General features: G+C 37.1%; 11 protein-coding genes. All 11 read left to right on the forward strand.

Features of this window, described 5'->3' with window-relative positions; all coding sequences use genetic code 11:
- The first annotated feature begins 182 nt into the window (after window positions 1–182).
- The 11 genes from ACFPM4_RS07515 to ACFPM4_RS07565 all read left to right on the forward strand — a co-directional run bounded on the left by ACFPM4_RS07515 (window position 183) and on the right by ACFPM4_RS07565 (window position 16019).
- Window positions 183–3161 carry an extracellular solute-binding protein gene (locus ACFPM4_RS07515; protein ID WP_382349652.1) on the forward strand — a complete coding sequence of 993 codons (2979 nt, stop codon included), beginning with the start codon at window positions 183–185 and terminating at the stop codon, window positions 3159–3161.
- 14 nt (window positions 3162–3175) lie between these two features.
- Window positions 3176–4150, forward strand: coding sequence for a carbohydrate ABC transporter permease (locus ACFPM4_RS07520; protein WP_318281024.1), 975 nt, complete (start codon window positions 3176–3178; stop codon window positions 4148–4150).
- 3 nt (window positions 4151–4153) lie between these two features.
- On the forward strand, window positions 4154–5017 hold the full coding sequence (locus tag ACFPM4_RS07525; RefSeq protein WP_382349656.1) for a carbohydrate ABC transporter permease: 864 nt from the start codon (window positions 4154–4156) through the stop codon (window positions 5015–5017).
- A gap of 13 nt (window positions 5018–5030) precedes the next feature.
- On the forward strand, window positions 5031–6509 hold the full coding sequence (locus ACFPM4_RS07530; RefSeq protein ID WP_382349659.1) for a hypothetical protein: 1479 nt from the start codon (window positions 5031–5033) through the stop codon (window positions 6507–6509).
- A complete protein-coding gene (locus ACFPM4_RS07535; RefSeq protein ID WP_144923550.1) occupies window positions 6506–7120 on the forward strand; it encodes a Yip1 family protein in 615 nt (204 codons plus the stop codon). The genes ACFPM4_RS07530 and ACFPM4_RS07535 overlap by 4 nt, the downstream gene beginning before the upstream one ends.
- 15 nt (window positions 7121–7135) lie before the next feature.
- Window positions 7136–9475 carry a DUF5696 domain-containing protein gene (locus ACFPM4_RS07540; protein WP_382349663.1) on the forward strand — a complete coding sequence of 780 codons (2340 nt, stop codon included), beginning with the start codon at window positions 7136–7138 and terminating at the stop codon, window positions 9473–9475.
- A gap of 14 nt (window positions 9476–9489) precedes the next feature.
- The gene (locus tag ACFPM4_RS07545; protein WP_382349666.1) at window positions 9490–10338 is read left to right on the forward strand and encodes a carbohydrate ABC transporter permease; all 849 of its coding nucleotides are present in this window, start codon (window positions 9490–9492) and stop codon (window positions 10336–10338) included.
- An 18-nt stretch (window positions 10339–10356) separates the two neighbouring features.
- A complete protein-coding gene (locus ACFPM4_RS07550) occupies window positions 10357–11343 on the forward strand; it encodes a carbohydrate ABC transporter permease (RefSeq protein ID WP_382349669.1) in 987 nt (328 codons plus the stop codon).
- A 78-nt stretch (window positions 11344–11421) separates the two neighbouring features.
- Window positions 11422–12117 carry an ABC transporter ATP-binding protein gene (locus ACFPM4_RS07555; protein ID WP_186324732.1) on the forward strand — a complete coding sequence of 232 codons (696 nt, stop codon included), beginning with the start codon at window positions 11422–11424 and terminating at the stop codon, window positions 12115–12117.
- Entirely contained in the window at window positions 12086–13132 is a 1047-nt protein-coding gene (locus ACFPM4_RS07560) for an efflux RND transporter periplasmic adaptor subunit (RefSeq protein ID WP_186324733.1), read from the forward strand. The genes ACFPM4_RS07555 and ACFPM4_RS07560 overlap by 32 nt, the downstream gene beginning before the upstream one ends.
- 13 nt (window positions 13133–13145) lie before the next feature.
- Complete coding sequence (locus ACFPM4_RS07565) at window positions 13146–16019, forward strand: ABC transporter permease (RefSeq protein WP_382349674.1); 2874 nt, start codon at window positions 13146–13148, stop codon at window positions 16017–16019.

Genomic DNA, 16019 nt, shown 5'->3' on the forward strand with positions numbered 1-16019 from the left:
AAAAGTATAAAGTTAGTATTTCGAAGATTACTATTCTTGCTTTTTTGTGTAATCAAATGAATAGTAAAATTCATAGAAAAATTCTAAAAAGGCTATTGTGGATTTACCAATAGCTATAAAGTGTTTTTCAACAGAGTTTTATGGGGAGAAATTTATTCGAAATAGAAATGGAGGAGGATTCCTTGTTACGCTTACTCCGAAAGTATGCAATCAGCATAACAGTTACGATATTACTAGTTGGATCGATAACTATTTGGTGGCAAACTCGTGGATATGATGATGCTGTCATGGCTGGTATTCCTGAATATGATGATATTGAAGAAAGATCTATACTAGCTGATGAAGATATATCTGCATTACTAGAACCATCATTTTATGAATACTATCAAAATCATAATCTTGATGGAGCTACAGATACAACAGGTTTCGACTTGAAAATTCCATCGCAAGAATACTCGGCTATCAGTGAAGAAGGTGTAGAAGAAATTAGTGGTCTTGGTGCACCTTTTGATAAAGCGATTGCAATTAAAGATGAAACAGGCTGGATTGAGTTTACATTTACAGTTCCACAAGACGGATACTATCAAATTGGAATGGACTATTACGCACTAGAAGGAAAGCGCTCTAATGTCGTAAGAAGTATCAAATTAGACGGAGAATATCCATTTTTCCAAGCGAAAAAGATAACTTTCCAACGTATGTGGGAAGAAGCGGAAGAGACATGGTTTGACAACCAAGGAAATGAATTTAACCCAGCAAGAGAAGAAGTTTTTGGTTGGCAGTACAAAGAATTGAGAGATTCTGAAGCAAAAGTTGGAGAGCCACTTCGTTTCTATATGGAAAAAGGTGAGCATACAGTACGCATTGAAGGTGTACGCGAACCGGCTGCAATTGGTGAGTTTCATGTATTTTCACCAATCGTCCTACCTTCATATGAAGATGTGAAGAAAACATATGAACAAAAAGGATATAAAGAAACAAAAGGTATCCAAATCAAAATCCAAGCAGAAGATGCTGTTCTTCGCTCTGACCCAACATTAAAACGTGTGGAAGATAGAGAACCAGACACGGAACCATTCAATAAAGAAGCGATTGTATTAAATACATTCGGTGGAGATGGTTGGAGAAATGGTGAACAATGGGCAGAATGGGAATTTGAAGTACCTGAAAGTGGACTTTATAATATCGGAATGCGTTACGGTCAATGGTATTTAAACGGATTCCCGGTAGAAAGAAAAATTACGATTGATGGTAAATTACCATTTAAAGAAATGAATGAAGTGCTATTCCCATACCAAGCGCAGTTCAATATTAAGCGTATTGGGACAATGGATGAGAAAGAAGACTACTTATTCTACCTAGAAGAAGGAAAGCACACGATTCGAATGGAGGTACAATTAGGAAGTCTTGGACCTCTATTAGAAACAGTTAGGGAAGCAACAACGAAATTATCACTTATTTATCGTGAAATTATTCGTGTTACAGGTACAAGTCCAGACCCTAACATTGACTGGGATCTAGAAGGTAGTGTTCCGAACTTAATACCACGTTTTCATATTTTAGCTACTCATATTCATGAAGTAGTGCAAGAACTTTATAAACTTGGTGTTAAAGAAGGAAGTTCGGATGTAAGTACGTTACTTGAAGTACGTGACACATTAATCGGAATGGCTGATGATACAAGAACAATTCCAGGAAGATTACAATCCATTAATGACTTGCAATCTCAATTAGGTACATGGATTAACACATTAAGTGGACAAAGATTATTGCTTGACTATATTTTGATTCAATCACCTGACGTAGATTGGCCAAGAGACCATGCTCCTTGGTATAAGCGTTTGGCATATAGTACACGTGATTTGGCTTACTCATTTGTTAGAGACTATAACGGAGTAGGGAACGTGTATGAAGATGAAGAAGTACTTGAAGTATGGATCTCTCGTGGACGTGACTGGGTACAAATCATCAAGCAAATGATTGATGAAGACTTTACAGCTGAAACAGGAATTAAAGTTAACGTTAACTTAATTCCAGCAGGACAGATGCAAGTATTATTGTTAGCGAATACAGCCGGATTGACACCGGATGTTGCACTTGGAGTTGAAGGGGAAACACCAATCGACTTCGCGGTACGTAATGCACTCGTTAATTTAAACGAATTCCCTGATTATGAGGAAGTTGCTGCACGGTTTAGACCAGGTGCATTAATACCATACAAATATGACGGTGGCGATTACGCATTACCAGAAAACCAAAACTTTAACATGTTATTCTATCGTAAAGATATCATGATGGAACTAGGAATAGATGATGATGAGATTCCTCAAACATGGGAAGAAGTAATGGAACTTATCCCATTACTACAACAAAACGGTATGGATTTCTATTATCCACATGCGCCGAATAACTCTGCTTTAGCAGTTAATGAATTTGCTCCATTCCTATTCCAACACGGTGGGGATTTATATGATGAAGAGGGGATGACTTCTAAACTCGATTCACCTGAAGCCCTACAAGCAATGGAAATGTGGACGGAACTATTTACAAACTACAAGATTGAAAAACAAGCTGATTTCTATAACCGCTTCCGATCTGGAGAAATGCCAATTGGGGTAGCTGACTATGGTACGTATATTCTATTATCCACTGCGGCACCAGAGCTAACTGGTTGGTGGAGAATGGTACCACATCCAGGAATCAAACAACCAAATGGTGAAATTAATCGTTCTACTGGTGGACTTGGACAAACTGGTATCATCTTTAAGGATTCTGAAATGAAAGAAGAAGCTTGGGAATTCTTAAAATGGTGGACAGGTGCGGATGCACAAGAAAGATTTGGATCTGAACTTGAAGCACTTCTTGGTGTTGAAGCTCGCTGGAATACAGCAAACGTTGAAGCACTACAAAGACTTCCTTGGGACCAAGCTGACTTAGATGCAGTATTGGAGCAATGGGAATGGTTTAGAGAAAGGGAAGTTGTTGTAGGTGGATACTTTACAACACGTCACATCGCAAATATGTGGAATGAGATAGTATTGAACGGAAAAATGGTTCGTGAAGCAGTAGAAGAAGGGGTTAGAGAAATCAATAAGGAACTCCGGAAAAAACGTGAGGAATTTGGTTTAGAAACGGCTAAGACCAAATCCAGCGATGAATAGGAGGGCGAAGAAAATTGTCTTCGAATGTGACAACTAATACTAATGGGAGCTCGGTAGCGGAAACGCTACCGGGACACCATGTCCCAGTGGGAAGATGGAAGAAAACATGGACAGAAATGAAACGCAATAAGATTTCTTATTTACTTCTTGCACCATTTTTGATCCTGTTTACGGTATTTACAATAATTCCAATTATTACATCTGTAGCATTAAGTTTTACGTACTACAACATTATTGAATCTCCAAATTTTGTAGGGTTGTCGAATTATCGATTGCTATTTGTAGATGATGATATATTTCTAAAAGCTATAGGAGTTACCTTTACACTAGCATTTGTAACAGGACCACTTGGATATATCCTATCATTCCTATTAGCTTGGTTTATTACGCAAGTACCACAAAAATTCCGATTTTTCTATACGCTATGTTTCTATACGCCGTCCGTAACAAGTGCGGTTGCTATGTCAGTAGTATGGTTGTATTTCTTTGCAGGGGACCGAAAAGGGTTATTAAACCACTTCTTAATCAAACTCGGTATTTTGAATGAACCATATTTGTTCTTGCAAAATGTTGATTCAATTGTCCCTGTAATTATATTCGTTTCATTATGGATGAGTATGGGAATTGGATTCCTTGCTTTCTTAGCTGGTTTACAAAACGTTCCTAAAGAATTGTATGAAGCGGGTAAAATTGATGGTATTAGATTCCGCTGGCAAGAACTATGGTATATAACACTACCTTCTGTAAAACCACAATTATTATTCGGTGCTGTTATGCAGGTGGTTCAGTCATTACAAATCTTTGATGTAAGTACCCAGCTTGTAGGATTCCCGAGTCCATTGTATGCAGGACATACAATTCTATCCCATTTACATGACTATGCGTTTATCCGTTTTGAAATGGGATATGCATCAGCAATTGCTGTTGTCCTATTCCTCATCATGCTCGGCCTAAATAAATTTATCTTTGCAATACTGGGGAGGGATTAAAGGATGAGAGCTGGAGTCGCCAGAAAAAGAATTGATTGGGGAGGAGTTTTTCTATATACCTTTCTGACAATAGGCGGATTGTTGTTCCTGGCACCATTAGTGTACATGGCATCAACATCTGTAAAACCTGTCAGTGAATTATTCCTTTTCCCACCGAGGTTTTTCCCGATCAACCCAACATTAATTAACTTTCGGGACTTATTCTTTATAACAGGTACAACAACTGTACCGTTTTCACGCTATATATTTAATAGTGTGGTCGTAACATCTGCAATTGTAATTTTTGGGGTCCTTATCTCTGCTATGGCTGCGTACCCATTAGCAAAGCATACGATGCCGCTAAAAAGTACAGTATTTAACTTAATCGTTACAGCTTTAATGTTCTCGCCAGTAGTATTACAAATTCCTCAATACTTAATCATCAGCCAATCTGGAATGATGAATACGTACTGGGCAATGATACTACCTGGACTAGCAGCTCCTGTTGGTATTTTCTTAATGATTCAATTCCTGAAGCAAATTCCGGATTCGTTACTAGAATCGGCAAGGATAGAAGGTGCCAATGAATGGGTAATTCTTTGGAAAATTGTTGTACCTTTATTAAAGCCAGCAATTGCCACATTCGCACTATTTAGCTTTATCTCAGCTTGGAATGATCCATATGCTTCTACGATGTATGCAACGAAAGATCAGATTAAGACGATTCCATTTGCAATTACATCCATTAGTGGTGGAGCTGGTGTTGTAGCGCGTGTTGGTACATTTGCTGCTGCAAGTTTCTTGATGATAATTCCAACAATTATGGTGTTTATCATCACTCAGCGAATGGTTTTACAAACAATGGCTCATTCCGGAATGAAGGAATAGGAGGTGGCTAACATTGAAGAGATTTTTGCCTAAATGGATATGCGCTGCAGCTGCAGCCACTATGTTATTGGCTATTCCCGTAACAAGTTCAGCGCAAACTCCTTACGAAGGCTATATATGGAATACGGAAGGACAAGACGTTCGTTCAATAAATGGATATGTGTATGATAGTTCAATAGATGGTGCGTTTTTACCATCAGGGCCACTGAATAACCCAGAGGATGTTTTTATTGGACCTGATGACACAGTGTATATTACGGACACTGGAAACAATCGCATTGTCCATGTGGATAAAAATAATGAATTAATAAAAGTAATTGGAGATACAGAGGGGCCTGGACTTCTTAATGGACCAAAAGGTACTTTCGTTAAAGAAGATGGCACAGTATATGTGGCAGATACTAAAAATCAACGTATCGTACTTTTTGATCACAATGGAAAGTTTATTAAAGAACTTCCAGCACCAGATAGTCCTTTACTAGGTAGAAACTTCACGTACTCTCCTTCTAAACTAGCAGTAGATAAACGTGACTATCTTTATGTCGTGAGTGAAGGTAATACAAGAGGTTTGATGCAAATAGATTCTACTGGAGACTTTAAAGGATTCTTTGGTTCTAACGATGTTCCTTTCAGTCTTACAAATTTAATTGTTAGATTAATTGCAACAGAAGAACAAAAAGCAAAGTTACCATCTGTCCAAGCACTAGCGTTTTCGAACTTGGCACAAGATGAAGACGGTTTTATTTATACGACAACATTAGGAACGGACTTTAACCAAATTAAGCGTCTATCCCCGGTTGGTGTTGATACATTAAACCATGGTATGAATAAATACGGTGACTTAATAAGTTATGGTGGGCCATTTGAAGTTTCATCTTTTGTCGATATTTCAATAAATAAAGACGGACTGATGACTGCACTAAACTTAACAACTAGCAGAGTCTATCAATATGACAAACTAGGAAATCTATTATTCGTATTTGGTGGAAATGGTGCTCAAAACGGTGTTTTCACTACGCCATCAAGCTTAGCTGAAAACTCAGAAGGCATCATATATGTTGTGGATAAAGCACGTGCTAGAGTAGATTTATTCAGAACAACACCATTTGCTGATCTTGTACATGAAGCATCCAGATTATATGTAGAAGGCTACTATGAAGAAGCACGTGATCTTTGGGAAGAAGTTATCCAGCTAAATGGTAACTTTGATATTGCATATCACGCGATTGGGAAAGCGCTATATAAAAATGAAGAATATAAAGAGGCAATGGAATATTTCCGAAAAGCAAATGCTAGAGAAGACTACTCAGAAGCATTTCGTCAGTATCGTGTAGAATTTGTTCGTGATAATTTTGCTTGGTTCTTCGGAGGAGTAATTGTTTTATTCCTAGTTATTCGCTACGGAATTCCATTAACGAATAAGCTTATTCGTAAACGTAGGTTGAAGAAAATGGAAGAAAGCTCGCTTGTGAAGGAGGAGGAAGCGTCTTGACCACACTTAAAAATATGAAACAAGTAATGGCTCATCCACTAGATTTCTTCTATGAATTGCAAAACCCAAGCCGCTTGAAATGGTCTCACGGCGTTATATTAATACTCCTTGCTTTTGTTGCGAGAATGGCTTCACTCTTATTAGTAGGCTACCATTTTGAAACTCGTGAAGCATATCAAATTTCTTATGGGCATGAGCTTATATGGATAGTAGTTCCTTGGATTACATGGTGTGTGGCTAACTGGAGTGTTAGTACAATTTTAGATGGTGAAGGTAAATTTAAGGAAATCTTTGTTGGTAGTGCTTATTGTTTAGCACCGTACATCGTGTTTATTATTCCGATCACGTTATTAACGAATGTAATCGCTCTAAGTGAAGGGGAGTTTTATCGAACACTTTCTATGTTTGTATTTGCTTGGGTTGGATTGCTGATTCTAATTAAAGTGAAAGTTCTTCATGATTTTGAATTAGGAAAACTGATCTTTATTACGTTTATTACGCTACTAGCAGTGGCAATAATCTGGTTCCTAGGGATATTGCTATATGGATTATTAAGCCAATTCATCAGTTTCTTCTTTGATATATTCAAAGAAATACGATTTAGGCTGTAGGAGGTGGGAAATATAATGAAGGACCAGTTGGCAAATTCAAAGAAAAAAATATCTATTTTCTTCATTTGTCTGCTTCTAATTTTTAGTTTGCTACCATTCAATGGTTTTGCCGAAGAAACAGATGGGGAAGAGGAAGCAGCAACTACTGCTGAAACAACTGCTGAAGAGGAAGCAGCAACAGATACAGAAGCTACTGATGAAAACGCTGGTGACACAGCAGCAGATGAAGAAGAGGGAGAAGTAGAATACTATCCGATTACAGCAACAAAAAAGGTAACAGAAAATGCAAATCTAGAACTCTATATAGATGAAAAATCTGGAAATATTAGACTTGTAAATAAGAAATCTGGTTATGAGTGGCTAGGATCACCACTAGTACCGACTTCTACACTAGCAAATAATAAGAAGTTTATGGATTCGCCTGTTCATATAACAACTACAGATGGATCAAGTATTTCCCAGACGTACACGTTAAAGGAAACAGGAAATAAACTCGAATACACTGACATTGAAAATGGTATTCGAGTAGACTTTGAACTAGTGGAGGAAAAACTTCGCTTTGCAGTAGAATACACGTTAACAGACGACGGTTTTATTGTTAGAGTTCCAGACGACTCTATCAAAGAAGAAGGTACAGTACGTCTAATTTCACTTGAAGTATTACCGTTTTTCAATTCTGCGGATGAACAGTTAGATGAAGGTGCAGTGTTCCTGCCTGATGGTTCAGGTGCACTAATGAAAGTTAGGAAAGTACATCCGAAATATTACAATAGTTACTCAGAGCCTGTGTATGGACCTGACCATACATTCTTAGAGCAACTAGGTGAAGTATTAGCAAGTGGATTTACAATTGGAGATGCTCCAAAAGAAGAAATCGCATTACCTGTATATGGAATCTATCAAGCTGGCAAAGGCTTTTTAGCTATCCTGACAGAAGGGGAAGAAACAGCTAATATTAATGCAACGCCTGCAGGAGTACGTAACATTCCAATTTATCGCGCAGGTCCAGAATTTGTGTATCGTAGTCAAGACGTAGTGTTTATCGGATCATCTGGTAGAATTCCACTTTTCCAAGGTAAAAGAACGGAAGCCGATCGTGAAGTGAAGTTTATCCTTCTAGAAGATGAAGAAGCACACTACGTTGGAATGGCACATGCATATCGTGAATATTTGCAAGAAACAGCAGGTCTTGAAAAAGTAACGGAAAATACAACTCCACTTCATGTATTATTAGTGGGTGGTATTCTCCGAGAAGAAATAGTTGGGTCAACGTTTATTGATATGACAACCTTTGAACAAGCAAAAGAAATAATCGAAAAATATGCTGATGCAGGTGTGGAATCATTAAAAATCACCTTCAAAGGTTGGACGAAAGATGGATTATATGGTAACCAACCTGAACATAAAGCTGAACGCAAATTAGGTGGCAAGAAAAAGCTAGAGGATTTAGCAGAATTTGCGAAAAAACAAGGTGTTGATTTATATCTTGATGCAAACTATGTTAGACCTTTTAACGAAAGTAAAGGGCTAAAGCCAACGAAAGATGCGGTTAGAAGTATTGACAGGGAAGTAACGGAAAGTCCGAATTATCATGTGTCTAGTCGATTAGGTAATGTCGATCAAGTATTCTACTTAATGCGTCCTGACCATGCTGAAGAATATGCAAAAGATGAAATTGAAAAATATCAAGATTTAGGAGTATCAGGGGTTCATTTAAGTTATATGGCAGATATGCTTTACTCTGATCAAAATCCAAAGCATCTTTATACTAGAGCTCAAACGAAAGAATCTTGGGTAAAAACAATCTCATTATTCCGCGAGAAAATTGGTAAGGTGTCAGTAGATTATGGTCATGCATATGCATTAGGTCATGTGGATGAAATTAACCAAATCCCAATGGATTCCAGCCATTTCGTAATCTTAGATGAAACTGTTCCATTCTATCAAATTGTTATTCACGGTCTCGTACCTTATTCAGGACAACCTTCCAACTTGAGAAATGATTCAAAAGTGGAATTGTTGAGAATGATTGAATACGGTGCAACACCGAGCTTTGAACTTACGTATAAATCAACAGATAATCTCAAGAGAACAATGGAAGACCGCTTATTTAGCTCAACCTTTGATTTCTGGTTTGATCGTTCTGTTGAAGAGTACAATCGCTTCAAAGAAATACATGAACTAACAAAAGGTCAGTTAATTGTTGGGCATGAACAAGTACAAAATAAAGTGTATGTAACAACATATGAAAATGGTACACAAGTGATTGTTAACTATAATAGATCACCAAAGTCAGTGGATGGCTCAGTAATAAAAGCCTTAGACTATGAGGTACGTAAAGGGGAGAGAAGATAATCATGAAACTATCGATGAAAACTCGTCATATAGTAGAGGGATATTCATTTGTATCCATTTGGATTATTGGATTCTTTCTCTTTATGGCTGTCCCACTGGGTAGATCATTGTTTTATACATTCAATGACTTAAAACCAACACGTGATGGACTTGTTGCAACATTTGTAGGTTTACGAAACTATCGTCAAGCTTTTACGACGGATATACATTTTGTACCTTTATTAACAGAAACAATGAAAGATATTGTCACGAACGTTCCATTGATTCTAATTTTTGCGATGTTCAGTGCTATCTTACTGAATCGACACACATTTGGTAGGACATTTTTTAGGGGAGTATTCTTCTTACCGGTCATTATTGCTTCCGGTGAAGCACTTCGTAAATTATTACAACAAGGTGCAGCGAACTTGCCAATTTTTGCGGATTGGGGTTTGTTCCGACAATTGAGTAATTTCATCCCTGAAGTTGTTCTTATGCCATTACTTGAGTATGCGGATTCATTAACACTAGTAATGTGGGATTCCGGTGTTCAGATATTAATATTCTTAGCTGCATTACAGACGATTTCACCATCGTTATATGAAGCAGCGAAAATAGACGGAGCAACCAGTTGGGAAATTTTCTGGAAGATCACTTTCCCGATGTTAATTCCAATGATCTTCGTAAACACGTTATTTACCATTGTTAACTCGTTTACGAATCCGGACAACGGAATTATGAACCACTTACTACACACTGTGTTTGTATCGAATGACTATGATTATGGTTCTACAATAGGATGGTTATACTTTATCTTCATCTTCCTAGTATTAGGCATAGTGTTCTTAGTGTTCCGAAGAGGAATGGCGAGTAATAATAATTAAAGAGGGGAGTGTATTCAATTGGATCTTCCTATCGTTGGTAAGGTGCAAGATCTAGTTCAGAAACGTGTGACCAATGAAAAAAAGTCATTATATGCACGACGATCTAGATCATTTATCGGAAATTTGTTTTATTATTTACTGTTATTTAGTTTATCGTTCGTTTTCCTTTATCCGTTGCTATACATGATTTCACAATCATTAATGCGACCATCAGATGTTGCGGACGCTACGATACAATGGATACCGAAACAATTTGAATTAAATAACTATGTGGAAGCTTTTAAAGCAATCAACTATTGGAATGGTTTATTGAATAGTATTTGGATTTCTTTAGGAAGTGCTATACTCCAAATTATAAGCTGTTCATTTATTGGATATGGATTTGCACGTTACAAGTTTCCTTTGAAAGGATTATGGTTGGCTTTAGTTGTCTTTACATTCCTAGTTCCACCAACAACAATCGTTGTTCCACTGTACATTTTTTACAGTGATTTAGGATGGATTGATACACTATTTCCATTTATCTTCCCTTCAGCAATGGGATTTGGATTAAAAGGAGCATTGTTCGTTCTCATCTTCATGCAATTCTACCGTGGTCTTCCTAAAGTTATGGAAGAAGCTGCTAGAATTGATGGAGCAGGTGCTTTTAGAACGTATTGGACTATCATGTTCCCATTAGCGAAACCAGCGATGGTAGTAGTATTCTTGTTCTCCGTCGTTTGGCACTGGAACGATGTATTCCAACCAAATATGTACTTGTTACTACCTGAATTCTTTAACTTAGCGCAAAACCTAGCAACATTTAATGGTAATGCCAATGCGGAAGGTTTGGATCAAGTAGCAAGACAAGTGGCACAAGGGGAAGCAATTGGTTTTGCTCCAACATTAATGAACCAAATTATGGCAGCGGTTATGTTGACTATTCTACCAATCTTAATACTGTATTTATTTGTACAGCGTGCCTTCGTTCAAGGGATTGAAAGATCAGGTATTGCCGGAGAGTAATAAATACTACAAAGGATATCCGCATCCTGTCTTAGGATGCGGATATAACCTTATATGTAGAAAGAAAGTGGTGAATTCGTGGAACCAATTATTAAAGTAGAAAATGTTGTGAAATCTTTTAATCAAGGTAGTAAAAAAATCGATGTATTAGATGGTATTAATATGTCAATTGAAGCAAATCAATTAATAGCGTTAAGAGGAAGATCAGGTTCCGGTAAAACAACTTTACTAAATTTACTCGGTGCTCTAGATCGACCTACTAGCGGTGATATTTATTTTGACGGAAATCATATTAATAAAATGAATGAGAAACAAAGATCCGAATTGCGTAGAACAGAGATGGGATTTGTCTTTCAATCCTATGGGTTAGTTCCACTTATGTCGGTTGAAGAAAATGTTGAATTTGGTTTACGAATTGCGGGAGTTCCGCGATCGGAATGGAAGGAAAAAATAGCTGAATCAATTGAATTGGTCGGATTATCAAAAAGAAAAAAACATCGTCCTTTTGAATTATCAGGTGGAGAACAGCAAAGGGTGGCAATTGCACGAGCTATTGCTTCAAAACCAAAAGTAATCCTAGCCGATGAACCTACAGCTGAATTGGATAGTAAAATGGCTTTTCGAATTATCCACGCATTTCAAGAAATAGTAAAGAATAGTTCGACAACCATTATTATGACAACTCATGATCCTGGCATCTTAGAAATACTAGACCATGTCTATACATTGGAGGATAAGAACATTGCCTATCGTAAACAAGAAATTATTGTCTAAACCATCTTTTAAAGGTTTAAGTATTGTTGTTTCCTTAAGCGTTGTACTCACTGGTTGTTCCTTTTTGCCGAAAGAAGAGCCTGTATTAGCACCACCTTTAGTAGAACCAGCAGAAATGGATTATGAAACTGTTGAAGTTACAAAGGGCGATTTAATTAAAAAAGTCCAAGGTGCAGGAGCGCTCGTTTCTGAAGCACAACATGACTTGTTCTATTCTAAAGACGGGGGTAGATTAGAAGAGGTCTATGTGACAACAGGTGACACAGTAAAGAAAGGTCAACTGCTAGTAAAATTGGAAACTGGTAACTTAGAATTTGATATTAAACAAGTAGAACTAGATTTAAAGAAAGCACAGTTAAGATTGAAGCAATTGCAGGAAGCAGAACACGTAGATAAATATGGAATTGAAATTACGAAATTAGATATTCAAGGTATCCAGAATCGTCTTAACCTCATGTATAATCAATTAGCTGAAGCAAAGATTACTTCACCAATAAATGGAGTCATCACATATGTTACAGACATTGATCAAGGTCAACATGTACCTGCATATCAACGAGTTGTACAAGTAGCAGATACAAGTAAACTAAATTTACAATATACTGCTATCTCTGATTCAGATGTCGTTGATGTTAAAACAGGTATGGAAGCAATCGCTGAAATTAATGGTGAAAAAATTGCAGGAGAAGTTATTCAAACACCAATTGACATCCCAGCTGATGTTTTTAAAACTAATCCGGAGCATTATGGTAGGACAGTTGTAGTTGGTTTTGATGAACTGCCAGAAGGAGTTTCTGTAGGATCGATTATTAGAATGGAAATTATTACTGCTAAGCAAGAAGGTGCACTTATTATTCCAAAGAATGGTCTAAGAACGAGTGCAGGCAGAAACTATGTACAAGTCCTTAAGGATAACACAAAACGAGAGGTAGATATTGAAGTAGGAATTATCTCTGCTACAGAAGTTGAAGTTGTTAAAGGACTCGAAGAAGGGGACGTCATCATCTTAAAGTAGGGGGGATAAGTACGTGGCAATTTTTAAACTAATATTCCGAAAAATGCTCAACAACCGCTGGCTAACGGGTAGCTTATTCCTTGGTTTAATAATCACTGTGTCCCTTGTTTCGAGTATTCCAACTTATACTTCGAGTGTGCTACAGAAAATGTTAATTTCTGAGTTAGAAGACTATCAGGTGAAAAATAATGAGTTCCCAGGTGAATTTACGTTCTCAGATACGTTCTCAAAAGCAAACATTGATAATGGTGGGGAAGCATTACTCGCAGTAGAACAAATAAAGAAGGACATTGTAACGGAAGCGAACCTACCAGTACTAACAGATGTGGATACTCTTGCAACAACTCCACTGAAGGTTGTGTACGGTGATGGTCGTGATGATGGTAAATCTCTTCAACCAGGGAAGTTAATTGCATTAACGAATTTAGAAGAAAACATTAATTTAGTAGATGGAAAGTTTCCAAGTCCAGAACCCGTGGACAATGTGTATGAAGTACTAGTAACAGAACAAGCACTTATGAAAAGAGATACTGTTATTGGAACGGAATATATTGTCCAAGAGGGAGATATTCAATTCCGTATAAAACCAGTAGGTGTATTCCAACCTGGTGGAAATGAAAATCCGTACTGGTCGCTAATAAAGGATAACTTTTCGGAAGATTTTATAATACATGAAGATCTATTCCGAAGTCTCATTGTGGAAGAACATGAGAATTTACTAGGAATAGGCAGATTCAGTACAGCATTTGATTATTATGATATTACAGACAAGGATATACCTAGGTTACTAGGAGTAGAAAACTCTTTAAAAACAGAGATCAACAAGGTAAAAAGTGCGTCGATTCTATTCCAATTCCCGATAAAGGATATTTTACGTTCGTATATTACGAAAGGCGAACAACTAACCATCATGTTGTGGTCGCTAAATGTTCCAGTTTTGATCATGCTCGTCGTTTACTTATACATGATTTCAAAACTGATTATAGAGCGACAATTAACAGAGATATCAGTTTTAGCGAGTCGTGGAGCAAGTCGCTGGCAAATTCTCGGTATCTATTTTATCGAAATATTGATATTAGGTGTACTAGCCTTTTTCATTGGACCTTATTTAGGTTTACAACTAGTTAAAGTATTAGGAGCATCGAACGGTTTCTTAGAATTCGTTCAACGGTCAACTTTACCGATTGAATTATCAGTGGATGCATATATATATGCTCTAATAGCAGTCATTGCTTCTATTATTATGATTATGATTCCTGTTTACAGGGCATCAGGACAAAGTATTGTAAATCACAAGCAGGAGTCTGCTAGAAAGTTCGGAAGACAAAACTGGTATACAATGATTTTTGAATTATTGCTATTCGGTATTTCTGTATATGGATTAATGAATTTCAATCGTAGACAAGAAGAACTATTAGCAATTGATGGTAATCCATCTGATTTGATGATTGATCCAATCTTATTCTTTATCCCTGCACTATTTATTATTGGTCTTGGTTTGATCGTATTGCGCATATATCCATGGATACTAATGGGGATTTATAAAATTGGTGAAAGATTTTGGCCAGTATCCCTATATAGTACATTCTTACAAGTAAGTAGATCCTCCAGACAATACCAATTTCTCATGCTGTTTTTAGTGATGACGATTGGAATTGGGGTATTTAGTGCAAGCGCAGCTCGAACAATTAACAATAATTTGGAAGAGCAAATTTATTATCGTCATGGTGCGGATATTAAAGTATCAGTACGCTGGGAGAGTACTCAGACAAACCCAAGCTCTTACTATCCAGTTACTGGGCCAGGAGGATCTGGTTCAGGTGATGTGGAGCAACAGACACCAGACTTTACAGTGAATGAAGTTGTATTTACTGAGCCAGACTTTACTCCATTTACAGAAATTCCGGAAGTAGAGCAAACAGCTAAGGTGTTTTTGAAAGAGAAAGTGACAGCCGGAACTAATTCAAAAAGTATTAGTCATGCATCTTTAATGGCGATCGAGCCGAAGAACTTTGGTGAGGTGAACTGGTTTAAATCATCTTTACTACCACACCACTGGTATGATTATTTAAATTTGCTTGCTAAAGAACCGAGCTCCGTTCTTATTTCCCGCGAAATAGCAACTAAACTTGGGGTAGATGCAGGCGATTATATTCGATTAAACTGGGGTAGATACGATGGAGCTGAATTTGTCGTATATGCAGTCATCGATTATTGGCCAACTTTTAACCCATTAGAAAAGGCTCCAGATTCTGATCATAATGCCGGACTAATCGTAGCAAACTTACCGTATGTCCAAAATATGATAAGTATAGAACCATATGAAGTTTGGATGAAGTTAAAAGAAGATGCTACTCGAGAGGAATTCTACGAAAGTATTTCAAATAAAGGAATTCCAATCCTAGCGATGAAAGATATTTATCCAAATCTAGTTGATTTAAAAAATAGTGGTTTATTATTAGGCTTAAATGGAACGATGACGTTAGGATTCCTAATATCATTAATGATTTCATTCATCGGTTTCATCTTGTATTGGGTCCTAACAATCAAGTCGAGAACACTACAGTACGGTATATATCGAGCAATGGGTATTCCGATGCGGAAATTAATTGGTATATTAGTTTCTGAACAAGTACTAACATCCGGTGTGGCATGTGCACTTGGCGTGATTATTGGAGGAATAACTAGCATTCTATTTGTTCCATTATTTAAGCTATCCTTTAACATTAAGGAAATGATGCCTCCATTTGAAGTTGTATCGGACGCAAGTGATGAGATGAAGATTTATGGGTTTGTGATTGTTATGCTTGTTCTCGGCTGTTCTATTTTAATAGGATTCTTGAGAAGCATTAAGATTCATCAAGCGATAAAGTTAGGTGAGGATTAA

Origin of the sequence: Lederbergia graminis (assembly GCF_042655485.1) — a bacterium.
Classification (GTDB): Bacteria; Bacillota; Bacilli; order Bacillales; family Bacillaceae_C; genus Lederbergia; species Lederbergia graminis.